This window comes from Streptomyces sp. NBC_00457 (genome assembly GCF_036014015.1).
GTDB lineage: Bacteria > Actinomycetota > Actinomycetes > Streptomycetales > Streptomycetaceae > Streptomyces.
The window spans coordinates 2,239,113-2,263,008 of sequence record NZ_CP107905.1; the positions used below are offsets into that span (position 1 = coordinate 2,239,113).

Annotated in this window: 19 protein-coding genes; 10 read left to right on the forward strand and 9 right to left on the reverse strand. The window is 71.0% G+C overall.

The window, feature by feature from the left end; all coding sequences use genetic code 11:
- Positions 1 to 184 precede the first annotated feature (184 nt).
- Entirely contained in the window at positions 185 to 2,827 is a 2,643-nt protein-coding gene (locus tag OG828_RS10230) for a cellulose binding domain-containing protein (RefSeq protein ID WP_328500910.1), read from the forward strand.
- Here the strand turns inward: OG828_RS10230 and OG828_RS10235 are convergent.
- Positions 2,806 to 3,624, reverse strand: coding sequence for a helix-turn-helix domain-containing protein (locus OG828_RS10235; RefSeq protein ID WP_328500911.1), 819 nt, complete (start codon positions 3,622 to 3,624; stop codon positions 2,806 to 2,808). The genes OG828_RS10230 and OG828_RS10235 overlap by 22 nt on opposite strands.
- Before the next feature lie 142 nt (positions 3,625 to 3,766).
- On the opposite strand from OG828_RS10235, the gene OG828_RS10240 reads away from it, so the two are divergent.
- Both OG828_RS10240 and OG828_RS10245 read left to right on the forward strand, forming a co-directional pair.
- Positions 3,767 to 4,069 carry a 4a-hydroxytetrahydrobiopterin dehydratase gene (locus tag OG828_RS10240; protein WP_210582436.1) on the forward strand — a complete coding sequence of 101 codons (303 nt, stop codon included), beginning with the start codon at positions 3,767 to 3,769 and terminating at the stop codon, positions 4,067 to 4,069.
- Between the two features lie 4 nt (positions 4,070 to 4,073).
- A complete protein-coding gene (locus OG828_RS10245) occupies positions 4,074 to 4,823 on the forward strand; it encodes a class I SAM-dependent methyltransferase (RefSeq protein ID WP_328500912.1) in 750 nt (249 codons plus the stop codon).
- Here OG828_RS10245 and OG828_RS10250 read toward each other — a convergent pair.
- Positions 4,801 to 4,926, reverse strand: coding sequence for a hypothetical protein (locus tag OG828_RS10250; protein ID WP_328505067.1), 126 nt, complete (start codon positions 4,924 to 4,926; stop codon positions 4,801 to 4,803). The genes OG828_RS10245 and OG828_RS10250 overlap by 23 nt on opposite strands.
- Before the next feature lie 227 nt (positions 4,927 to 5,153).
- Entirely contained in the window at positions 5,154 to 5,645 is a 492-nt protein-coding gene (locus OG828_RS10255) for a hypothetical protein (RefSeq protein WP_328352857.1), read from the reverse strand.
- Between the two features lie 39 nt (positions 5,646 to 5,684).
- On the opposite strand from OG828_RS10255, the gene OG828_RS10260 reads away from it, so the two are divergent.
- Positions 5,685 to 6,641, forward strand: coding sequence for a helix-turn-helix transcriptional regulator (locus tag OG828_RS10260; protein ID WP_328500913.1), 957 nt, complete (start codon positions 5,685 to 5,687; stop codon positions 6,639 to 6,641).
- A gap of 38 nt (positions 6,642 to 6,679) precedes the next feature.
- Positions 6,680 to 8,554 carry a rhamnogalacturonan lyase gene (locus tag OG828_RS10265; protein WP_328500914.1) on the forward strand — a complete coding sequence of 625 codons (1,875 nt, stop codon included), beginning with the start codon at positions 6,680 to 6,682 and terminating at the stop codon, positions 8,552 to 8,554.
- Positions 8,555 to 8,596: 42 nt separating this feature from the next.
- Here OG828_RS10265 and OG828_RS10270 read toward each other — a convergent pair whose 3' ends face one another.
- Entirely contained in the window at positions 8,597 to 9,025 is a 429-nt protein-coding gene (locus OG828_RS10270; RefSeq protein ID WP_328352863.1) for a hypothetical protein, read from the reverse strand.
- Between the two features lie 217 nt (positions 9,026 to 9,242).
- Here OG828_RS10270 and OG828_RS10275 point away from each other — a divergent pair, with 217 nt between their 5' ends.
- The 5 genes from OG828_RS10275 to narJ all read left to right on the forward strand — a co-directional run bounded on the left by OG828_RS10275 (position 9,243) and on the right by narJ (position 16,016).
- Positions 9,243 to 10,106 carry a helix-turn-helix domain-containing protein gene (locus OG828_RS10275; RefSeq protein WP_328352865.1) on the forward strand — a complete coding sequence of 288 codons (864 nt, stop codon included), beginning with the start codon at positions 9,243 to 9,245 and terminating at the stop codon, positions 10,104 to 10,106.
- A 36-nt stretch (positions 10,107 to 10,142) separates the two neighbouring features.
- The gene (locus OG828_RS10280; protein ID WP_328500915.1) at positions 10,143 to 10,958 is read left to right on the forward strand and encodes an SAM-dependent methyltransferase; all 816 of its coding nucleotides are present in this window, start codon (positions 10,143 to 10,145) and stop codon (positions 10,956 to 10,958) included.
- A gap of 77 nt (positions 10,959 to 11,035) precedes the next feature.
- Complete coding sequence (locus tag OG828_RS10285) at positions 11,036 to 14,119, forward strand: molybdopterin-dependent oxidoreductase (protein WP_328500916.1); 3,084 nt, start codon at positions 11,036 to 11,038, stop codon at positions 14,117 to 14,119.
- Entirely contained in the window at positions 14,119 to 15,546 is a 1,428-nt protein-coding gene (locus OG828_RS10290) for a nitrate reductase subunit beta (protein ID WP_328500917.1), read from the forward strand. Before OG828_RS10285 ends, OG828_RS10290 begins: the two co-directional genes overlap by 1 nt.
- A complete protein-coding gene (gene narJ / locus OG828_RS10295) occupies positions 15,546 to 16,016 on the forward strand; it encodes a nitrate reductase molybdenum cofactor assembly chaperone (RefSeq protein WP_328500918.1) in 471 nt (156 codons plus the stop codon). Before OG828_RS10290 ends, narJ begins: the two co-directional genes overlap by 1 nt.
- 104 nt (positions 16,017 to 16,120) lie before the next feature.
- Here the strand turns inward: narJ and dnaK are convergent, their stop codons facing one another.
- The 5 genes from dnaK to OG828_RS10320 all read right to left on the reverse strand — a co-directional run bounded on the left by dnaK (position 16,121) and on the right by OG828_RS10320 (position 23,873).
- Positions 16,121 to 17,986: a molecular chaperone DnaK gene (dnaK, locus tag OG828_RS10300; protein ID WP_328500919.1), complete on the reverse strand. Its 1,866-nt coding sequence runs from the start codon at positions 17,984 to 17,986 to the stop codon at positions 16,121 to 16,123.
- Between the two features lie 209 nt (positions 17,987 to 18,195).
- On the reverse strand, positions 18,196 to 18,624 hold the full coding sequence (locus OG828_RS10305) for an OsmC family protein (protein ID WP_328352882.1): 429 nt from the start codon (positions 18,622 to 18,624) through the stop codon (positions 18,196 to 18,198).
- 64 nt (positions 18,625 to 18,688) lie between these two features.
- Positions 18,689 to 20,491 carry a vWA domain-containing protein gene (locus OG828_RS10310; RefSeq protein ID WP_328500920.1) on the reverse strand — a complete coding sequence of 601 codons (1,803 nt, stop codon included), beginning with the start codon at positions 20,489 to 20,491 and terminating at the stop codon, positions 18,689 to 18,691.
- A 163-nt stretch (positions 20,492 to 20,654) separates the two neighbouring features.
- Entirely contained in the window at positions 20,655 to 21,716 is a 1,062-nt protein-coding gene (locus OG828_RS10315; RefSeq protein WP_210572185.1) for an ATP-binding protein, read from the reverse strand.
- Between the two features lie 81 nt (positions 21,717 to 21,797).
- Positions 21,798 to 23,873 carry an alkaline phosphatase family protein gene (locus tag OG828_RS10320; protein WP_328500921.1) on the reverse strand — a complete coding sequence of 692 codons (2,076 nt, stop codon included), beginning with the start codon at positions 23,871 to 23,873 and terminating at the stop codon, positions 21,798 to 21,800.
- Between the last annotated feature and the right edge of the window lie 23 nt (positions 23,874 to 23,896).

The window sequence follows — 23,896 nt, forward strand, 5'->3', positions numbered from 1 at the left end:
CCCGTACACGGCGTTTCCGCGGAACCGCCTCAAAGCTCCGCGTGCGTGGTCTCGTCACCTGACGGCGAGACCGACCAGCCGGGCGGTCCTCTCCCGCACAGAGGGCCGCCCGGCAACTCTCGCGCCAGAGGGAAAGCGCTTACCCCTCCTCGTCTCCGCATCCCCCACCCGGAAAGGACCTCCCGTGCGAAGAACCCGCATCCTCACGGCCGTCCTGGCCCTGGCAGCCGGTCTCCTCGCCGGCACGCCGTCCGCGCTCGCCGCCGACACCGAGCCGGTGTCGATCGCCGCCGACAGCTACACCTGGAAGAACGCGCGCATCGACGGCGGCGGCTTCGTCCCCGGCATCGTCTTCAACCGCAAGGAGAAGAACCTCGCCTACGCCCGTACCGACATCGGCGGTGCCTACCGCTGGCAGGAGTCGACGAAGACCTGGACGCCGCTGCTGGACTCGGTCGGCTGGGACGACTGGGGACACACGGGTGTTGTGAGCCTGGCCTCCGACTCCGTCGACCCGGACAGGGTGTACGCGGCGGTCGGGACGTACACCAACAGCTGGGATCCCGGGAACGGCGCCGTCATGCGCTCCGCCGACCGGGGCGCGAGCTGGCAGAAGGCCGAGCTGCCGTTCAAGCTGGGCGGGAACATGCCGGGACGCGGCATGGGTGAGCGGTTGGCCGTCGACCCGAACAGGAACAGCGTGCTGTATCTGGGGGCGCCCAGCGGCAAGGGGCTGTGGCGGTCGACGGACTCCGGTGCCACCTGGTCGCAGGTCACGAACTTCCCCAACGTCGGCAACTACGCGCAGGATCCGAGCGACACGAGCGGTTACGCCTCCGACAACCAGGGCATCGTCTGGGTCACCTTCGACGAGTCGACCGGTACGGCGGGCAGCGCCACACGAACGATCTACGTCGGGGTCGCCGACAAGGACAACGCGGTGTACCGCTCGACGGACGCGGGGGCGACCTGGACCCGTGTCGCCGGGCAGCCGACCGGCTACCTGGCGCACAAGGGCGTACTGGACGCGACGAACGGCTACCTGTACCTCGCGTACAGCGACACCGGCGGCCCGTACGACGGTGGCAAGGGCCGGCTGTGGCGGTATGCGACCGCGACCGGTACCTGGACGGACATCAGCCCGGTGGCGGAGGCCGACACGTACTACGGCTTCAGCGGTCTCACCGTCGACCGGCAGCGGCCCGGCACGGTGATGGCGACGGCGTACAGCTCCTGGTGGCCGGACACCCAGATCTTCCGCTCGACGGACAGCGGCGGGACGTGGACGAAGGCGTGGGACTACACGTCGTATCCGAACCGCTCGAACCGCTACACGATGGACGTCTCCTCATCCCCCTGGCTGACCTGGGGCGCGAACCCGGCGCCGCCGGAACAGACCCCGAAACTGGGCTGGATGACGGAGTCGCTGGAGATCGACCCGTTCGACTCGAACCGGATGATGTACGGGACGGGTGCGACGATCTACGGCACCGAGGATCTGTCGAAGTGGGACAGCGGAGGCCAGTTCACCATCAAGCCGATGGTGCGGGGCCTGGAGGAGACGGCCGTCCTGGACCTCGCGTCACCGCCGTCCGGCGCGCCCCTGCTCAGCGCGCTCGGCGACATCGGCGGCTTCCGGCACACGGATCTCACCAAGGTCCCGCCGATGATGTACACCTCACCGAACTTCACCTCGACGACCAGCCTGGACTTCGCGGAGAGCAACCCGAACACCGTGGTCCGCGCCGGCAATCTGGACTCCGGACCACACATCGCGTTCTCGACGGACAACGGCGCCAACTGGTTCGCGGGGACGGACCCTTCGGGCGTCAGCGGTGGCGGCACGGTCGCCGCGGCGGCCGACGGCAGCCGGTTCGTGTGGAGCCCGCAGGGCACGGGGGTCCACTACGCGACGGGCTTCGGCACGTCCTGGTCGGCGTCGAGCGGCATCCCGGCGGGCGCGATCGTCGAGTCCGACCGGGTCGACCCGATGACCTTCTACGGCTTCAAGTCCGGGAAGTTCTACGTCAGTACGGACGGCGGCGCGACCTTCTCCGCGTCGGCCGCGACCGGGCTTCCCTCCGGCGACACCGTCCGCTTCAAGGCACTGCCCGGCACGAAGGGTGACGTATGGCTGGCGGGCGGCGCGAGCGACGGCGCGTACGGCCTGTGGCACTCCACCGACTCCGGCGCCACGTTCACCAAGCTGTCCGGCGTCGAGCAGGCCGACACCATCGGCTTCGGCAAAGCGGCGCCCGGAGCGACGTACCAGACCCTCTACACCAGCGCGAAGATCGGCGGCGTACGCGGCATCTTCCGCTCCACCGACAAGGGTGCGAGCTGGACCCGTGTCAACGACGACGCCCACCAGTGGGGTTGGACGGGCGCGGCGATCACCGGCGACCCTCGCGTGTACGGCCGGGTGTACGTGGCGACCAACGGCCGCGGCGTCATCTACGGCGACACCACCGACAGCGGCGGCACCGACCCGACACCCACACCGACGGGCGCCTGCGCCGTCACCTACAAGGTGACCAACGAGTGGTCGGGCGGCTTCCAGGCCGACGTCCGGCTGAGCAACACCGGCACGAGCGCCTGGTCCGGCTGGTCCCTCAACTGGGCCTTCCCGAACGGCCAGACCATCTCCCAGCTCTGGAACGCCGATCACACGCAGTCGGGTTCAGCGGTGACAGCCAAGAACGTGGGCTGGAACGGCACCGTGGCGGCGGGCTCGTCGGTGAGCTTCGGGTTCACGGGGAGCTGGTCGGGGGCGAATGCCAAACCCGCTTCCTTCAAGCTCGGTGATCAGATCTGCGCCATCGCCTGAAGGTATTTGACCGTCGCCGGGTCGGCCGGGAGCAGTGTCTCGATGGCCAGTTCGGCGACGGTCACGTCCATGGGCGTGTTGAAGGTGGAGATGGAGGAGATGAAGGACAGCACCCGGCCGTCGTGCTCGATGCGCATCGGGAGCGCGAAGGACGGGACGGGCTCGGCCGGTTCCTCCGCTGTCTCCCGCACCGGGTACGCGGCGACCTCCTCGTACAACTCCCGTAGCCTTTCGGAGCGTTGCAGCGCGATCTGCCGTTCCATCTGGGCGAGCAGATGGCCGCGCCACTCCCGCAGATTGAGGATCCGGGGCGCGAGGCCTTCCGGGTGGAGGGTCAGTCGCATCGCGTTCAGCGGCGGCGCGAGGAGGGACTCGGGCAGGCCGTCGAGCAGGGCCAGGATGCCCCGGTTGGCGGCCACCACGTTGTACGTCGCGTCCACCACGAAGGCCGGGTAGGGCTCGTAGCCCTGGATCAGCTGCTCGATGCCCTCGCGCAGCGTGTCCAGCGCCGGGTCGTCCAGCGGGGTCTCCCGGTAGCGGGGGGCGTAACCGGCCGCCAGCAGCAGGGCGTTGCGCTCGCGCACGGGCACGTCGAGATGCTCGGCCAGCCGCAGCACCATCTCCTCGCTCGGCCGGGAGCGGCCCGTCTCGATGAAGCTGATGTGCCGGGCGGAGGAGTCGGCGCGCAGCGCCAGCTCCAGCTGGCTGACCCGCCGCCGCTCCCGCCAGGCCCGCAACAGGGGACCGACGCCGCTGTCGGCGGGGAGTGCGGTGCCGTCGGATACGGGAGTGGTCATACGACGACCGTAGTCCAGGGGCGAGTCCAGCGGCGCCGGAATGTGTCCGGAACAGATCTCCGGGCACCCGTCTGACCAGGGCGTCAAGTGCGCGGCTGTGGCACGCTGAAGAGGAACCCGACCCCCTGGAAGGAGCGAGGCCATGCCCCTCGAACCGCTGTCGCAGGAGGAGATCGAGGAGCGGCTGGCTCAGCTGCCGGGCTGGTCCCTGGACGGGGACCGGATCGCCCGCTCCTACCGGCTGCGCTCGCACCTCGCGGCCACCGCGATGGTCGTCCACATCGCCCAGGTCCAGGAAGAGCTCGACCACCACTCCGACCTCACCCTCGGTTACAACACCCTGTCACTGAGCGTGAACACGCACACGGTGGGCGGGGTGACCGAGCGGGACTTCAAGCTGGCCCGCCGGGTGGAGGAACTGGCACCGGCCCACGGGGCGAAGTGACCCGGTGCTGGACTACGACAAGGAAGCCGACGCCTACGACATCACACGCGGCGGCGAACCCCGGGCCGCCGCCGCTGCCGACGCCGTCCTGGGCCTGCTGCCCGGCGTGACGGGCCGCCTCCTCGACGTGGCCTGCGGCACCGGCATCGTGACCCGGCGGCTCGCGGCGGCCCGGCCCGGCCTGCGGGTGACCGGCGCGGATCTGACGTCCGGGATGGCCCGGATGGCCGCCGTACGCCTGCCCGGCGCGGTCGTGCTCGCGGACAGCCGGCGGCTGCCGTTCCCGGACCGCGCGTTCGACGCCGTGACCAGCGTGTGGCTGCTGCATCTGCTCGACGAACCCGACGACGTGCGGGCCGCCGTCGCCGAGTGCGCCCGGGTCCTGCGGCCGGGCGGTATGTACGTCACCACCGTCGACAAGGCCGCCGCGCACGACGTGGGCAGTGACATCGATGCCGTGCTCGCGCCGCGCCCACGCCGGCCCGCCCGGGACGAGGCGACGGCCGTGGAGTCGTACGCCGCCGAGCAGGGACTGCTCCCCACCGGGCAGGCCCGCTTCCCGGGTGTGGGTCAGGGCCGCAGCCCTCGGCGGACCGCCGCCGACCTGCGGCGCGGCTGGTTCACCCAGCTGCCGCCCGGCGAGCCGCGCACCGAACGTTTCGCCGAGCTCCTGGCGACGCTCCCCGACCAGGACCGGCCGCGCCCCGACCCCGTGTTCTCCCTCCGGGCCTTCAGGAAACCGCCCGACGACTGAACTCCATGATCCAGTTGCTCAGCCAGGTCTCCCTGCCGTCCACGGAGAACGCCTGCTCCCAGCGGGCCGCGTCCGCCGAGACGCCCGACCAGACGAACCGCACGCGACCCTTTCCGATGGGTCCACCCGCTCGGCGAAGCTGAGAGTGGGGGAACGCGTCGTCGGCCCTCTCAGTGCCGGTCACCACATCTCAGCCCGTTGGGGGTGCCCCCTCTGGGGGAGTTTGAGGACGAGGCCGTTCAGGCCGAAGCGGGGGTCTGGGGGCGGCAGCCCCCAGAGCGACGGTCACGCAGACCGACCTGCACCCTGAACCGGCCCGATGTGATCGGCTCACGCCAGCGCAGCGCCCCGGTCTCCAGTCGTTCCGGCGGGCAGGGTGTCCGCCAAGTAGGCGGCCAGGTCGGGGAGTTCGGGCGCGAGCAGGTGCCGTACCCAGGCGTCCCGTTCGTGCAGGATCGGCGGCAGCTCCCAGACGCAGCCGATCCACGGCTTGTCTGTCGTGATGAAGTGCGTGGGATCGTTGTCCGGGCAGCCGAGCACCGGCTGGCCCGCCGAGGCGCCGCGGAAGTGCAGGACGTTGTCCCAGACCCAGCTGTACGCGTTCAGGTAGGCGCCGTCGTCACCGCCCCGGTGCAGCACGACGAAGGTCGCCGGCGGGGTGCCGTCCGGCTCCGGCAGCAGCTCCGGCAGGATCGCGTACGCCGCCTTCTCGACGTCCGGCGCGATGCCCGCCGGGTCCGAGGTGACGTGGTAGCGCTTGATGTGCCGCCCGGCCACCTCGATCGGCGGCGGCACGGTCAGCAGTTTCTCGGTGAAGCTCATGGCAGGACGCTAGGACCGCTTCACTGACATCCTGTGTCAGTGAAAGCCGGCCGACTCGTCTCGATCCTGCTGCTCCTCCAGACCCGCGGGCGGATGACCGCCGCCCAGCTCGCCGAGGAGCTGGAGGTCTCCGTCCGCACGGTCTACCGGGACGTCGACGCGCTGAGCGCGGCCGGTGTCCCGCTGTACGGCGACGCGGGCCACGACGGCGGCTATCGGCTGCTGGACGGCTACCGCACCCGGCTCACCGGCCTGACCGCCGACGAGGCGGAGGCGCTGTTCCTCGCGGGGGTCCCGGGGCCGGCTGCTGAACTCGGCCTCGGCTCCCTGCTCGCCGCCGCCGAGCTGAAAGTGCGCGCCGCGCTGCCCGTCCAAGCCGACCGGATCAGCGGCCGCTTCCACCTCGACGCCCCCGGCTGGTACGCGGCCGGCGAGGAGGCTCCGTATCTCCCGGCGGTCGCCGATGCCGTGTGGAACAGCAGGGTGCTGCACATCGTCTACCGGCGCTGGCGCGAGCCCACCGACGTGGAGCGCCGTCTGGAACCGTACGGACTGGTCCTCAAGGCGGGCCGCTGGTATGTGGTCGCCGGTCCCGGGCCGCGCACCTTCCGGGTCGACCAGATCCTCGAACTCACCGCGTCGGACGAGGAGTTCACGCGTCCCGGCGACTTCGATCTGGCCGCCTACTGGGAGGCGTACCAGAGGGACTTCCACGACCGGCTGTACCGCGCGGAGGCGGTCGTACGCATCGCGCCGTCGGTGACGCTCTCCGGTCCGCTCGCCCGCGCCGTCGCCGCCAACGGCCGTACGGACGAGACCGGTTGGATCCAGGCCACGGTCCCCATCGAGTCCGTCGACCACGCGGCCGGCGAGTTCCTGCGTCTGGGCACGGACATCGAAGTGCTGGGCCCGCCCGAGCTCCGGGCGAAGATCGCCCGGACGGCAGCGGAACTGGCCGAAAGATACGGCAACTTCGAGGTGCACGGCGACCACTGAGAGGCCGGAACCCGTCCGTCCTCCAGGAGGTACGTCTCGTGCAGCACCCGCACAAGCACCGCAGACGAAGCGTCGTCCTCTCCGCGCTGGGCGCCACGACCGCGCTGGTCGCCGCCGGACTCACCGCCCTCACCGGCCCCGGCACAGCCGAGGCCGCCACCGCACGCCAGGTCGAGAAACTCGACCGGGGTGTGGTCAGCGTCCACACGGCCGCCGGCAATCTGGTCAGCTGGCGCTGGCTGGGCACCGACCCGGGCGACGTCTCCTTCAACGTCTACCGCGCCGGTACGAAGGTCAACGCGACCCCGATCACCGGCTCCACCACCTACTTCCACTCCGGCGCTCCCGAACAGGCCGACTACACCGTCCGCGCGATCGTCGGCGGCGTCGAGCAGGCCGACTCGGTCCACGCGATCCAGTTCCGCACCGGCTACAAGGACGTCCCCATCTCCCCGCCCGCGGGCGGCACCACCCCCGACGGCGTCGCGTACACCTACGAGGCCAACGACGCCTCCGTCGGTGACCTCGACGGCGACGGCGCCCTCGACTTCGTCCTCAAGTGGCAGCCCACCAACGCCAAGGACAACTCCCAGTCCGGCTACACCGGCAACACCATCGTCGACGGCATCAAGCTCGACGGCACCCGGCTGTGGCGCATCGACCTGGGCCGCAACATCCGCTCCGGCGCGCACTACACGCAGTTCCAGGTGTACGACTACGACGGCGACGGCAAGGCCGAGGTCGCCATGAAGACGGCCGACGGCACGCGGGACGGCACGGGCGCGGTGATCGGCAGTTCGTCGGCCGACCACCGCAACTCCAGTGGCTACGTGCTCTCCGGCCCCGAGTACCTCACCATGTTCAACGGGCAGACCGGCAGGGCGATGGGCACGGTCGACTATGTCCCGGCCCGGGGTTCGGTGGCGTCGTGGGGCGACTCCTACGGCAACCGGGTCGACCGATTCCTCGCCGGCACCGCGTACTTGGACGGCGCCCGCCCCTCGCTCATCATGGCGCGCGGCTACTACACCCGTTCCGTGATAGCGGCCTGGGACTGGCGAGGCGGCGCCTTCACCCGCCGCTGGACCTTCGACACCAACTCCTCCACCAACACGGGGAAGGGGTACGACGGTCAGGGCAACCACAGTCTGTCCATCGCGGACGTGGACGCCGACGGCAAGGACGAGATCGTGTACGGCGCCATGACCGTGGACGACAACGGCCATGGGCTGTGGACGACGAAGCTGGGCCACGGCGACGCGGGACATGTGGGCGACCTCAACCCCGCCCGCTCGGGCCTGGAGTACTTCAAGGTGTCGGAGGACACCTCCAAGCCCGGCTCCTGGATGGCCGACGCCCGCACCGGTGCGCTCCTGTGGCAGACGGCCTCCGGTGCCGACAACGGTCGCGGGGTGTCCGCCGACATCCACGCGGGGTCCGCGGGCGCCGAGTCCTGGTCCGCCTCCGACACGACCCTGCGCTCCCCGACCGGAGCCTCGCTGGGTCGCGAGCCGTCCAGCATCAACTTCGTGAACTGGTGGGACGGCGACACGACCCGCGAACTCCTCGACGGCACCCGCATCGACAAGTACGGCACGTCGTCCGACACGCGGCTGCTGACCGGCGCCTCGGTCCACTCCAACAACGGCACCAAGGCCACCCCGTCGTTGTCCGGGGACATCTTCGGTGACTGGCGCGAGGAGGTCGTCTGGCCGACGTCGAACAACACGGCGCTGCGGATCTACTCCACTCCGCACGAGACCGGCACGAAGATCACCACCCTGCTCCACGACACGATGTACCGCACCGCCCTGGCCTGGCAGAACACGGCCTACAACCAGCCCCCGCACCCGAGCTTCCACATCGGCAGCGGCATGGCGACGGCCCCCAGGCCGACCGTCTACACCCCGTGAACGACGGTGGGTGCGGGCCCGGCCGGGCCCGCACCCACCGACTCAGGAGCTGCGGATGCCCTGACGCGCCCTCAGCGCCATGTACTGGACCAGCCCGAACCCGGCGACGGAGATCGCCTGAAGCACCGTCCACACCGCGCCCGCCGTGGTCGGCGACAGCCACAGGCCCAGGGCGGCGAGACTCAGCGCCGCCCAGGCGAGGTTGACCTCGATCACGGCCCTGACCGGCAGCGCGGCCGGGTGGGCACGGGTGGCGAGGAAGCCGACGGCGGCCCCGTACACGGCGAGCAGCACGCCGAGTCCGAGCAGCAGCCCGGAGTCGACCCCGAGGAAGCGCCCGAGCGGCCCGGAGGCGGCGAGGTAGGCGAGGCCGTTCGCGCCGGTGACCACCGCGTCGAGGGCGAGGAAGCGACGCAGCATGGCGTGCGGGTCGGAGGTCCGGGCGAGCGTGGCGAGCTGGGTCGCGGACATGACGAATCACCCTCCATCGAGGTGCGGCAGCGGACCCGGATTCCGGAGCGGAGTGCGCCGGCCCGGAACCCGGTGCCCCTACGATCCTTCGCGCGCCCGGCGCGGTCGATTACCCGCGAGGTAATGCGGCGTGGTGCGACTCACCACCGTTTCTGTCCGACACCCGCCCGAACATGACACACTGCTCCCGAACTTCGGCACGTAGGGGAGGCGTGGCGTGAGCGAGCGGCGACCCGCGCCCACCGTCGGTCAGGTGGTCCTCGGCAAACGGCTGCAGGAGCTGCGCGAGGCGGCAGGGCTCAAGCGCGAGGAGGCCGCGAAGGTCCTGCGGGTGGCCCCCGCGACCGTGCGGCGCATGGAGATGGCCGATGTCGCGCTGAAGATCCCGTACGTCCAGCTGCTCCTTGACGCCTATGGCGTGTCCGAGGAGGAGGCTGCGGCGTTCGTCTCGCTCGCCGAGGAGGCCAACCAGCCGGGCTGGTGGCAGCGGTTCCACGATGTGCTGCCGGACTGGTTCAGCCTGTATGTGAGCCTGGAGGGCGCCGCCTGGATCATCCGCTCCTACGAGCCGCACTTCGTGCCCGGTCTGCTGCAGACGGAGGCGTATGCGCGGGCCGTGCTGGAGGCCGGGACGATCGGACAGACCGGTCCGGAGGCCATCGAGCGGCATGTGTCGCTGCGCATGGCCCGGCAGCAGCTCCTGGAGCGCGACGACCACCCCCACCTGTGGGTGATCATGGATGAAACGGTCCTGCTCCGTCCTGTGAGCGACGACGGCTCCGTCCTGCGCGAACAGATCGACAAGCTGCTGGAGTTCGCCGAGCGCGACCACGTCACCCTCCAGGTCGCCGAGTTCAGGGCGGGCCCGCACCCGGGGACGTACGCGCCGTTCACGCTGTTCCGGTTCGGCGAGCCCGAGCTTCCCGACATGGTCTTCACCGAGTATCTGACCGGCGCGCTGTATCTCGACTCCCGCACGGAGGTCTCCACGCACCTGGAGGTGCTGGACCACATGACGGCGCGTGCCGCGTCCGCCGAGCAGACCAAGAAGATCCTGCGGGACCACCGCGGCAACTGCTGAGCCACCCCGACCCGAAGTCGTAGGAGAAGACACCGCATGACCGGTTCCGAGGCCGAGTTCGCCCGCATCGACACCAGCCGTCCGCATCCCGCCCGGGTCTACGACTGGTGGCTGGGCGGCAAGGACAACTACCCGGTGGACGAGGAGCTGGCCCGCAGGATCCTGGCCGTCGACGGCACGGTGCTGCGCGGGGCGCGCGCCAACCGCCGCTTCATGCACCGGGCGACGCGGACGGTGGCGCAGGCGGGGATCCGCCAGTTCCTGGACATCGGCACGGGCATCCCCACCGAACCCAATCTGCACCAGGTGGCCCAGCAGGTCGCGCCGGAGTCGAAGGTGGTGTACGCCGACAACGACCCGATCGTCCTGCGGCACGCGGAGGCCCTGCTGCACGGCTCGGCCCAGGGCGCGACCGAGTACGTGCACGCCGACGTCCGTGACATCGACAGCCTGCTGAGCCGGGCCGGGGAGTCCCTGGACCTCGGTGCGCCGGTGGCGCTGTCGCTGGTCGCGCTGACGCACTACCTGGGCGACGACCCCGACGGCGACGACGTGTACGGACTGCTGCGGAAGTACGTCGCCGCGCTCGCCCCGGGCAGCTACCTGGTCCTGTCCCAGGTCACTCCCGACCTCAGCCCGGAGGCGATCGGGAAGGCGGCGGAGAACTTCCGGCGCAGCGGCACCCCGTTCTTCCCCCGTTCGCTCGCCGAGTTCTCGCGCTTCTTCGACGGCCTGGAGCTGCTGGGCCCCGGTGTGATCCCGGTGACGGGCTGGCGGCCGGAGCCGGAGGACGTGGCGGTCCAGGCCGAGGGCATCGTGCCGGTGTACGCGGGAGTCGCCCGTAAGGCCTGACCCGTACGGGCGCCGTGAACAGGTGCGCTCCCCTGCTCGCCCCTAGGTTTGATGGCGGGGCAAGCAAGGGAGCGCACGTGACCGACACGCAGATGCCGCCCGCCGAGCCGGCCGCGTTCCTGCTGCGCACCGGCCGGTTCTTCCGCTCCGGCACGCCCTCCCCCGACCTGCACGGCACCGCTCTGACCGGCGACCGGGAGGCGGACGCCGTCGAGCCCTGCGGCTGCCCGCGGGACGCCGCCTTCTCCCGGTCCGCCTACCCTCCCACCCGGGTGCGCTACCCGTACGTCCGCGGTGTGCTCCTGCGGATGTACCGGGAGGCGAAGGAACGCCTGCGGGACCCCGTCCTCGCCTGGGCCGACATCCAGCGGGACCCTGCGCGCCGCCGCCGCTACCAGCGGGCCCGCGGCACGGGCGGCCTGGTCCGCGCCGGCTGGGACGAGGCGGTCGAGATCGTCGCCGCCGCGCATGTCCACACCATCAAGGCGTACGGCCCCGACCGCATCGCCGGCTTCTCGCCCGTCCCGGCGATGTCGATGGTGTCGCACGCGGCGGGCGCCCGCTTCCACGCGCTGATCGGCGCCCCGATGCTGTCGTACGCGGACGTGCCTGTCGCCTCGCCGCAGGTCTTCGGCGACCGGACGGACGTACCGGAGTCGGGCGACTGGTGGGACGCCGCGTATCTGATGATGTGGGGCTCCGACGTCCCGGTGACCCGCACACCCGACGCGCACCGGATGGCGGAGGCCCGCTACCGCGGCCAGAAGGTCGTGGTCGTCGCCCCCGACGACGCGAACAACGCGGACCACGCGAGGTTCGCCGACGAGTGGCTGCATCCGCACCCCGGCACGGACGGCGCCCTCGCGCTCGCCATGGGCCACGTCATCCTCAGGGAGTTCTTCGTCGACCGCGAGACGCCGTTCTTCGCGGACTACGTACGGAAGTTCACCGACCTGCCCTTCCTGGTGACCCTGACCGAACGGGACGGCGCCTACGTCCCGGGGAAGTTCCTGCGCGCCACCGATCTGGGGCACAAGGGCGAGGGTGCGCAGTGGAAGACGGTCGTGCTGGACGCGGCGAGCGGACGGGCCGTCGTCCCGAACGGCTCGCTCGGCTTCCGCTGGACCGACTCGGACAAGGGCAACTGGAATCTCGAACTCGGCTCGATCGAACCGCAGTTGAGCCTGTACGGCCATCAGGCGGCCGGAGGCGTGGCGGTGCTGCTCCCGCGCTTCGACACCGAGGGCGGCGAGCACGGTCAGGGGCGGGGGGACGTCCTGCGGCGGGGAGTCCCGGCGACCCGGCTCGGCGGCGCCGAGGGCCCCCTGGTCACCACGGTCTTCGACCTGCTCCTCGCCCAGTACGGCATCTTCCGCCACGGCCTGCCCGGCCGCTGGCCCGCCTCCTACGAGGACGCCGGCACGCCCTGCACGCCCGCCTGGCAGGAGGCGCACACATCCGTTCCGGCGGCCAAGTGCGTGAAGATCGCCCGGGAGTTCGCGCGGACGGCCGAGCGGTCCAAGGGCCGCTGCATGATCCTGACGGGCGCGGGGACGAACCACTGGTTCCACTCCGAGACGATCCACCGCGCCTTCCTCGCCCTTCTCCAGCTCACCGGCTGCCAGGGCCGCAACGGCGGCGGCTGGGCACACTACGCGGGCCAGGAGAAGTGCTGTCCGGTGACCGGTTGGACGACGCCGGCCGCCGCCTCCGACTGGTCGGGTCCGGCGCGCCAGATGAGCGGCACCGCGTACTGGTTCCTCCACACCGACCAGTGGCGCTACGACCGGTTCACCGCCGACGTGCTCGCCTCGCCGCTGGGTGAGGGCCGGTTCGCGGGGATGACGGGCGCGGACTGCCTTGCCCTGTCGGTGCGTTCGGGGTGGATGCCGTCGTATCCGACCTTCGACCGCAATCCGCTGGAGCTGGGCGGGGCGTTCGGCGATCCGGTGTCGCGGGTGGTGGCCGAACTCCGCGCCGGGACCCTGAAGTTCGCGTGCGAGGACCCGGACGCGCCGGAGAACTGGCCGCGCGTGCTGACGCTGTGGCGGGCCGATCCGCTGGGCTCGTCGGCGACGGGTGCCGAGTACTTCACCAGGCATCTGCTGGGCACGCAGTCGTCGCTGAGCGCGCGGGAGGCCGAGCCCGGCGAGCGCCCGCGGGATGTGACCTGGCGGGACGAGGCGCCCGAGGGCAAGCTCGATCTGCTGCTGTCGCTGGACTTCCGGCAGACCTCGTCGACGCTGCTGTCGGACGTCGTCCTGCCCGCCGCGACCGACTTCGACACGTTCAAGGCGCTGGCAGAGAGGCTGAGCGAGCTGGCCGTCGGCCATCTCGGGGTGCGCAAGGACCTGGTCGCGTCGCCGCTCCAGCACGACACGCCGGGCGAGATCGCCCAGCCGGGAGGGGTGGTGAGGGACTGGAAGCGCGGGGAGTGCGACCCCGTGCCCGGGAGGACGATGCCCCACCTGACCGTGGTGGAGCGTGACTACACGGCGATCGGCGAGAAGTTCACCGCCCCGACCGAAGAGGTCGAGGATCTACGGCAGTTGAACGGCACGGCGTACGACGGCCGCCCCTCCCACCTCAAGCCCTGGCACACCATCACCGGGCGCCAGCACTTCTTCCTGGACCACGACTGGATCCATGAGCTGGGCGAGGCGCTCCCGGTGTACCGGCCTCCCCTGGACATGAACCGGCTCGTCGGCGAACCCCGCGTCGGGCCGGACGGCCAACGCGAGGTGACGGTCCGTTACCTCACCCCGCACGACAAGTGGTCCCTCCACTCCGAGTACCAGGACCACCTCTTCATGCTGGCGCTCTCCCATGGCGACCGGCACATCTGGATGTCTCCGCAGGACGCGGACGCGATCGGCGTCAAGGACGACGACTGGATCGAGACGGTCGACAGCGACGGCGTCGTCGTCGCCCGCGCCGTCGTCTCGCACCGCATCCCGCACGGCACCGTCTACACGCATCACGCGCAGGAACGCACAGTGGGCGTACCGAAGACGGAGCCGACCCGGCTGCTCCTCAAGCCGTCCCACCTGGTCGGCGGCTACGCCCAGCTCTCCTGGGCGTTCGACTGCCTGGGCCCCACGGGCGACCAGCGCGACGAGGTGACGGTGCTCCGCCGCCGCAGCCAGGGGGTCGAGTCCTGATGCGCCCCATGGCCCAGATCGCGATGGTGATGAACCTCGACAAGTGCATCGGCTGCCACACCTGCTCGGTGACCTGCAAACAGGCGTGGACCGACCGCCAGGGCATGGAGCACATCTGGTTCAACAACGTCGAGACCCGCCCCGGCCAGGGCTATCCGCGCCGCTACGAGGACCAGGAGACGTGGCAGGGCGGCTGGCGGCTGAACCGGCGCGGTGCGCTGAAGCTGAAGGCGGGCGGCCGTTTCAAGAGGCTCGCGGGCAGCATCTCCCAGCCGGTACTCCCGGAGATCAAGGACTACCACGAGCCCTGGACCTACGACTACGAGAACGATCCGATGGTCGAGCGGGTCCGCCAACAGGCCGCCGACAAGGTGCGTTTCGAGTTCGAGCAGACCTTCATGTTCTATCTGCCGCGCATCTGCGAGCACTGCCTCAACCCGTCCTGTGTGGCCGCCTGTCCGTCCGGCGCGATGTACAAGCGGGAGGAGGACGGCATCGTCCTCGTCGACCAGGACCGCTGCCGGGGCCGGCGGATGTGCGTGACGGGATGCCCGTACAAGAAGGTCTACTTCAACCACCGCACCGGCAAGGCCGAGAAGTGCACGCTGTGCTCTCCGCGCCTCGAGGTGGGGCTGCCGACGGTCTGCTCGGAGACGTGCGTGGGGCGGCTCCGCTATCTCGGGGTGGTGCTGTACGACGCGGACAGGGTGACGGCCGCGGCTTCCGTGCCCGACGAACAGGAGCTGTACGCGGCGCAGTTGGGCGTCTTCCTCGACCCGGAGGATCCCGGGGTGCGGCGGGCCTGTGCGGGGGCGGGGATCCCGTACGACTGGGTGGAGGCGGCCCGGCGGTCGCCCGTGCACGCGCTGATCAGCAGGTACCGGGTGGCGCTTCCGCTGCATCCCGAGTACCGCACCATGCCGATGGTCTGGTACATCCCGCCGCTGTCGCCGGTGGTCGAGGCGCTGACGGAGACCGGGCACGACGGCGAGGACGCGCGGAACCTGTTCGGCGCGATCGACACCCTGCGCATTCCGCTGGAGTATCTGGCGGAGCTCTTCACCGCGGGCGATGTCGCCCCGGTCCGGGCGTCGTTGGAGAAGCTCGCCGCGATGCGCTCCCACATGCGCGCCATCAACCTCGGCGAGGAGCCCGATCCGTCGGTAGCGCGCGCCGTCGGCATGCGGGCCGACGAGATCGAGGAGATGTACCGGCTGCTGGCGATCGCCGAGTACGAGGACCGGTATGTGATCCCGACGGCGGGTGTCTCAGACGCGCGACGGCTGGAGGAGTCGGCGCTCCCGGGCGGGTGCAGCCTCGACCACGACGGCGGGCCCGGCATGGGCGGCGACGGGCCGTTCGGCCGGGACTCCGGGGGCCGTATCCATCTGCCGCTCGTGTCCGTGGAAAAGGAGGAGGAGACCTGATGCCCACGTTCGAGGTGCTCTACCAGGCGGCGGCGCTCTGTCTCACCTACCCCGACGACGAGTTCCGCGCCCGGCTTCCGCTGCTGCGCGAAGCCGCCCCGCAGCTACGGGAGTTCACCGACCACGCCGCGGTGACCGACCCGCAGCAGCTGGCCGCGCACTACGTCCAGGTCTTCGACTTCGACAACCGCCACAGCCTGTACCTGAGCTGGTGGCACGACGGCGACACCCGGCGCCGGGGCATGTCCCTGGTCCGCTTCAAGGAGCTCTACCGCGCCCACGGCCTGGAGTTCACCGGCGAGGAACTGCCGGACTTCCTGCCCGCGGTCCTGGAGTTCGCCTCCCGCACCGGCAACACCGACCTCCTCACCGACCACCGCACCGCCCTGCAACAACTCCGTTCCCACCTCACCGACTTCGGCACCCCGTACGCCTGCGTCCTGGACGCGGTGTGCGCGACGCTGGACTGACGCGCCCCGAAGGGGCGCGGGGCTGTGTCAATTTGCGGCTCCGCCGCGTGGGCGCGACCAGCCACAACGGCGCCGCAGCCGACCGACGGCCTTCCGCGGAACGCTTACGCCGCGCCACCCTTCTGGTCGTCCCGCTCGTCGTCGACGATCTCCGCGTCCACCACCCCCTCCTCGTCCTGCGGCGAGCCCTGCTGACCGGCGTCCTCCGTCGGTGTCTGCTGGGCCTGGGCGTACATCGCCTGGCCCATCTTCTGGCTGACGGAGGCGAGTTTCTCGACGCCGGTGCGCAGTTCGCTGGTCTCGGCGTCGCGCTCCAGGAGTTCCTTGAGTTCGGTGATCGCGGACTCGACCTCCGACTTCGTGTCGGCGGGGACCTTGTCCTCGTTCTCCCGCAGGAACTTCTCGGTCTGGTAGACGAGTTGCTCGGCCTGGTTGCGGGTCTCCGCGGCCTCACGGCGGTTGCGGTCCTCCTCCGCGTACTGCTCGGCCTCCCGCATCATGCGGTCGATGTCGTCCTTGGGGAGGGCCGAGCCGCCGGTGACGGTCATCTTCTGCTCGCGGCCGGTGGCGAGGTCCTTGGCGGAGACGTGCATGATGCCGTTGGCGTCGATGTCGAACGCGACCTCGATCTGCGGCACCCCGCGCGGGGCGGGCGGCAGTCCGGTGAGGTCGAAGACGCCGAGCTTCTTGTTGTAGGCGGCGATCTCGCGTTCGCCCTGGTAGACCTGGATGCCGACCGAGGGCTGGTTGTCGGTGGCGGTGGTGAAGATCTCCGAACGCCGGGTCGGGATCGTGGTGTTGCGCTCGATGAGCTTGGTCATGATGCCGCCCTTGGTCTCGATGCCCAGGGACAGCGGGGTGACGTCGAGCAGCAGGACGTCCTTGACGTCACCGCGGATGACACCGGCCTGGAGGGCGGCGCCGACCGCGACGACCTCGTCCGGGTTGACGCCCTTGTGCGGGTCCTTGCCGGTGAGTTCCTTGACGAGTTCGGTGACCGCGGGCATCCGGGTCGAGCCGCCGACGAGGATCACATGGTCGACCGCGGAGAGCTTGATGCCGGCGTCCTTGACCGCCTGGTGGAAGGGGGTCTTGCAGCGGTCGAGGAGATCGGCGGTCAGCTCCTGGAACTGGGCGCGGGTCAGCTTCTCGTCGAGGTGGAGCGGCCCCTCGGCGGAGGCGGTGATGTAGGGGAGGTTGATCGTGGTCTCGGTGGACGACGACAGCTCGATCTTGGCCTTCTCGGCGCCCTCGCGCAGCCGTTGCAGCGCCATCTTGTCGTTGCCGAGGTCGATGCCGTACGACCCCTTGAACCGCTTGACCAGGTATTCCACGACCCGCTGGTCCCAGTCGTCGCCGCCGAGGTGCGTGTCGCCGTTGGTGGCCTTGACCTCGATGACGCCGTCGCCGATCTCCAGTAGCGACACGTCGAAGGTGCCGCCGCCGAGGTCGAAGACCAGCACGGTCTGCTCCTCGCCGCGGTCGAGGCCGTAGGCGAGCGCGGCGGCCGTCGGCTCGTTGATGATCCGCAGCACCTTCAGGCCCGCGATCTCCCCGGCCTCCTTGGTCGCCTGCCGCTGGGCGTCGTCGAAGTACGCCGGTACGGTGATCACCGCGTCGGTGACGTCCTCGCCGAGGTAGGACTCCGCGTCCCGCTTCAGCTTCTGCAGGACACGGGCGGACAGCTCCTGGGCCCGGTAGCGGGTGCCGTCGATGTCGCCCTGGTCCGGGAACCGCCAGCTCCCGTCGCCCATGTGCCGCTTCACGGAGCGAGCGGTGCGCTCCACGTTCGTCACGGCCTGCCGTTTGGCCACCTCACCGACGAGCACCTCGCCGTTCTTCGCGAAGGCCACGACCGACGGTGTGGTCCTGGCCCCCTCCGCGTTGGCGACGACGCTGGGTTCGCCGCCCTCCAGGACGGCGACCACCGAGTTCGTGGTCCCGAGATCGATTCCGACCGCACGTGCCATCGCTGTCCCCTTCCGCCAGGGCCGCTCCCGAACTCCAGCACAAAACTTGAGTGCGCTGTTGTCAATGGGACGGGTACCCAGAGAGGCACCGGGTCATTTCCAGAGAGGGGCACAGCAACGCCGCCATGGGGCGCGGGGAACTGCGCGACCAGCCACGACGCAGCCGCAGCCGCAGCCGACAACGAACCGTCCCCGCCCCCAGGCGACCGTCAGGCGAGCTTGGCCGACAGCGTGATCGTCGTCCCCGTGAGCGCCTGACTCACCGGGCACCCCACCTTCGCCTCCTCCGCCGTGGCGACGAACGTGTCGTTGTCGATCCCCGGAACCGTGCCCTCGACGGTGAGGTGGATCCCGGTGATCCCCTCACCCGGCTGGAAGGACACATCCGCCGAGGTGACGAGCTTGGTCGGCGGCGTACCGGCCTTGGCGAGCATGTTCGAGAAGGCCATGGAGAAGCAGCTGGAGTGGGCGGCGGCGATCAGCTCCTCGGGGCTGGTCTTGCCGTTCGCGTCCTGGGCGCGCGAAGCCCACGTGACCGGCTGCTCGCCGATGGCCCCGGAGGAGTCGAAGGTGACGACGCCGTTGCCCTCGAGAAGGTTGCCTTCCCAGACCGTGTGTGCGGAGCGCGTGGTTGCCACGGTTCTTCCTTTCGCATGGGGTCCCGTTGCGGGGTTCCGTGGCCCCATCCGATCACATTCCGGCTCACCGCACGCGAAACACCGGCCCACGTGCGGTGAACGGCAGTCGGGCGCCCTGGGGAATCAGATAGGCGTGCTCACGCCGGACCCGGAGCGTGTCGCAGTCGCCGTCCGTGATCACCAGCATGGGGGCGCCCGGCGGGAAGTCGTCCGCCCGGTGCAGCAGGTCGATCCCGGGCTGGAGGACCGTACCGCCGCGGCCGCGCACCCGCACGCGTCCGGCGATCTCGGTGACCGGCAGGAACCCGGCGTCGTGCGGGGCCGCGTCGCAGAAGACGACGCGTGCGGCCGGTACGTCGCGGGCCTCGGCGTACGAGGCGATGGCACCGAGCGCCTTGCCGAGCAGCGTGCGGTCCATGGAGCCGGAGGTGTCCAGGACGACGCCGAAGGTGCAGCGGGCGATCTCCTCGGGCGGGAAGTAGCGGCCCGCGCGCGGGATGTCGGGGGTGGAGGACTGGCGGCGCGAGGGGCGGGCGTACGACCGTACCGGCTCCGGACGGGGCACGAACTCGTCGAACCAGCGGGCCAGTTGGGCGTCCCAAGGCAGCGGCGGATGGCTCAGTGCGCGGATTTCCTCGACCAGGCCGCCGGGCAGGAAGCCGCGCTCCTGCTGCTGGTGCAGGTCGAGACCCTGGCACAGGCCCCGGCGGTAGAACTCGTCCAGGTCGACATAGTCGCGCGGGCTGCCGAGCGGTCCGCCGAGGATGTCGCCCACGCCCTTGCCGCGCAGGGTGGACAGACGGCGCATCCGGCGCAGGTCGCCGGCGATACGGTCGTAGACCTCCTCGGCGGAGAGGCCCCCCAGGCCGGGGTCGTGGAGCAGTCCGTCGGGCATGGTGCCGATCTGCATCTCGGTCAGCCAGCCGTTGATGACGTAGTCGCAGGCGACGTTGAACAGATACGGGTCGCGGGGGCCGCAGCGGTCGCCGTGGCGCAGGGCGGCGTGCAGCATCTCGTGGGCGAGGACGAACCGCCATTCCTCGTCGTCGAGTTCGCGCAGGGGATTGATGTAGATCTCGGCCGCCTCCGCGTCGACGGCGGCGACGGAGATGCCGTGGGCGCGGGCGAGTTCGGCGTCGGCGACCAGGGTGACGCCGGCCGCGATGCCGCCGAGCAGCGGGTAGGAGGAGACGAACCAGCTCAGGGCACGCTCCCAGGGCTGGAGCCGCGTGGGGCCGCCGCGCATCGAGTCGCGGCGGCCGCCGGCCACGTCCATGGCGGTGGCCACGGTGCGGGTGAGGGCGTGCGCGAAGTCCAGCTGCCAGTTCTTCGGGGTGCCGCCCATCCAGGTGTCCCACGGCACCAGGAGCTGGTCCGGGTCGCCACCGGCCGTGCCGCAGTGCTCGTACGCGCCCGGGATGCCGTCGCGGCGCCAGCGGGCGGCGAGCTGCTCCTCGTCGCCGTCGGGGTAGCCGGGCGGCAGGGCGTCGGGGGTCCGGCCGATGGAGAAGCCGAGCAGGAAGCGGTTGACGACGGCGCAGCGAGCGGCGAGGTCGTACCGGTCGGGCTGGGTACGGCGGCCCTCCTTCGCCGGGACGTGGCCGAAGCCGAGGTGGATGATGCCGTGGGCGATCGCCCAGGCCCAGTCGGCGGGGTCGGCGCGGCGGGTGGGGTGGGCGTGCAGGATCCCGTCGGAGTCGACGCGGACGAGCCCGGAGGCGGGTGCGAGCGGGCAGTCCTCCTTGCGGCAGGTGCTGAACCCGACCGCGGCCAGCGCCCGGTTGGCCCGCACCAGCCGCATACCCTCCGCGAACGCCTCGGCCGCGAGGTCCTTCTTGGCCTGCTTGGCACCGCGGGTACGGCTCACCTCGGCGGCCCCTTCCGCAGCGGCTCCTCGCGCAGCTGCTGCTTGCGCGACGGCCGCTTGCGCGACGGCTGCTTACCGGGCGGCAGTTTGCGCGGCGGCGCAGCACAGGGCCGGCCCACGCCGCGGCCAGCCATCTCCCGCCCCCTCGCACCGCACGTTCCGCTCACTGCCGCGCCTCCACCAGGCGGGGCATGTCGCGGGCCGCTTCGACCAGGAACCAGGCCGGCAGGAGGGGGTTGCCGTCGGTGTCCGGGGCGATGACGCTCTGCGCGACCTCCACCGAGATCTCGGCGAGCTGCACAAGCAGCGACTTGGCGCGGTACGCCATCTGCTGCCCGCTCGCCGACAGGTGCTCCTTGCTGGCCGGCAGCTCCTTGACCAGCCGCCCGCGGAACGACTCGGCGAGGTAGTAGAGCAGGTCGCGGTCCTGCATCCGGTGCGGCCAGCGCGCGTCGCCCTTGATGATCGCCTCGATGCCGTACTGGCTGCGCACGATCTTGACGTAGCCGCAGAAGGCCACGGCGTGCGCGGGCGTCAGCGTGCCGTGCGCGACGATCTTCAGGGTCTCCTCGTCGAGCTCCGCGCCGAAGGAGTGCATCGCGTCGGAGAGCATGTGCCAGGAGCGGGGCGTGGAGAAGGGCTCCTCGGTCTTGGGCGGCTTGGACCACAGGTGGTCGGGCCGGTCGGTGAGGTGGTCCAGGATCCAGGGGTGGATGCCGTTGCCCGCGGCCCAGGCGAGCCAGTCCTTCGCGGAGGCCTCCAGGTGGACGTGGGCGAGGCGGTTGATCAGGGCGGAGGCGATCGGGCGGGCCAGCGCGTTGTCCGTCGCGCGGTTTCCGGCGCCGATGACGATCGAGCCCTTCGGCAGCTCGTAGTTGCCGATACGGCGGTCCAGGATCAGCGAGTAGAACGCCTTCTGCACATCGGGCGTCGCCGCGTTCAGCTCGTCCAGGAACAGGCAGTACGGCTCGTCGCGGGCGATCGCCTCCGGCGGGCAGAACACCGACCGCCCGTCACGGATCTGCGGCACGCCGATGAGGTCCTCGGGGGCGAGCTGGGTGCCCAGCAGACTGACGCACTCAAGTCCCAGGGACTCGGCGAACTCCCTTACCAGGGAGGACTTTCCGATGCCGGGGGCGCCCCAGAGAAAGACGGGGCGGACGGTCGCGAGACCGAGCAGAAGTTCAGGTATTCGGGCGGGAGTGACGGTGACGGCAGCCTGCAAAGCAGGTGGCTCCTCAAGTCTGTTCGAGCAGGTTCGACTGCGAACAGTGTGTGCGTACGACCGTTTCGGCGCACCCGGTTTTCAGGCGGCCCGCTCCTCCGGCTCAGCGTCCAGCGGTACCTGCGGCCCGTCCACCTCACGCAGCCAGCGGCGCAGGACGTGGTGGATGTGCTCGGCGCCGGCGAGTTCCTGGGTGTCGTCGACCGGGGCGGACAGGGCGACGGGCGACAGCAGGAAGGCCTTCGCCTGGGCGCCGCCGAGGCCGCCGTGCGAGCCGATCTGCTCCTCGAAGGCGAGGACTTCGCCGTCCGCGGGGTCGTACCAGGAGTTGACCATGATGTCGGCGGCGTGCGGGAAGGAGTGGGTGCGGCGGACCGCTTCGGCGGCGCCCGGGCCGAAGTCCTTGAGGGGGCCCGGGTCCTCGTCGAGTCGGTCCAGCGGGATCTCGGTGCCGTACGGGCCGAGCACGACACCGCCGTGCTGTTCGCTGCGGACGAGGACGAAGCCGATGCCGGGGTGGTTGGCGAGCGTGGTCAGCAGGGCGGGGTGGCGGGCGTCGATCTCCTCCTTGCTCATCCGGTGCGGGACGTCCGGGAAGGAGACGAGGCCGAGATTGCCGGAGGCCAGCACCAGCGGCTCCGTCCGGCGCGCCGGACGGTACTGCTCGCCGCCCTCCTCGACCGGCCTGTGCAGCGCGGCACGTACCGCGGCGCGGGCCTCGGCGCCGCTGTGGGTGCGCTGTGCCTTGCGCGGCACGGGCAGCCCGCAGCCGGCCCGCACCAGGTCGCCGAGGGAGAGGCCGTAGCGGGCCCGGAAGGTCTCGCCGGGGCTCTGCCCGTGGTCCGACAGCACGACGATCCGGTACGGCCGCGGTGCGTGCTCGGCGACCTTCCCGATCAGCGCGAGCGCCCGGTCGAGACGTTCGAGGACCTTCTCGGCGTCGCGGCTCATCGGCCCGGAGTGGTGCGCCACTTCGTCGTACGCCACCAGGTCCGCGTAGACGGCGGTGCGCCCGGCGAGCATGTCGCCCATCACCGCGGCGACCACGACGTCCCGTTCGACGACGGTCGCGAAGGCGCGGATGAAGGGGTAGAGGCCGCCGCGTTTGACGCGCGGGCGGACCTTGCGGAAGCGGGCCCGGGTGGACTGGCCGATCTCCCGCCCGACCTCGGCGATGAAGGACAGCGCGGTGCGCACGGCGTTCGCCGGGTCGGAGAAGTACGCGAAGTAGCCCGCCCGGGAGCGGTTCTCCCGGCCTCGCCGCCTGGTGGCGATGGACAGCACGAGGGCCTGTTCGTCGGCGCCTCCGCTGAACAGGTTGCCGCGGCTGGCGCCGTCGGCGGAGAGCAGTCCGGCGTCGCCGGTGCGCTCGACGGCGCGGCGCTGGAGTTCGGCGGCGCTGGTCGGGCGGTTGCTGACCATCACCTCGCGGCGGTCCTTCTCGTACCAGCGGAACGCGGGGATGTCGTAGTTGCTGCCGTGCAGGATGCCGAGCTGGCTGGCGCCGGTCTGGCTGGACCAGTCGGTGCGCCACGGGGTGAGCCGGTGGGTGGGTCTGGCCCGGTCGCCGGTGCCCAGCCAGCGGGCGACGGTCGGCATGAGGCCCTTGCCGACCGCGTCCAGCAGGACGTCGTGGCCGACGCCGTCGAGTTGCAGGAAGACGGTGCCGTGGGTGGCGGGGCAGGGCGGCCCGGAGCCGCGGCGGCGGTCGGCGAGACGGTACAGGCGGCGGCGGTAGGCGTCGTCGTCGCGCACGGCCAGGGCACCGCCGGTGGCCGAGGCGACGGCGGACATCACAGCGGCGACCACGACGCCGGTCTCCCAGGCGACGGCGCCGCGCTCGGTGGGGTTGAGGCGCAGTGCCACCAGCAGCAGCCCGCCGTTGAGGAAGAACACCAGCAGGCCCAGGACCAGCGCGGGCACCAGCAGCAGGAGCCGGACGAGGAGCGGCCACACCACGGCCGACAGCACACCGAAGGCGCCCGCGCCGAACGCGGCGGTCATCGCTATGTCGGTGGCGCTGTCACCGTCGGCGGACCGCAGCTGGAAGTCGGGCAGGAGGCCGGCGAGTACGAGCATGGTGGCCGTGGAGACCGCCCATACGGCGATACTCCGGCCGCTCTGACTGACGACCCGCCGCCAACGCCCACGATGCACGCGTCCAGCGTGGCATACCGGGT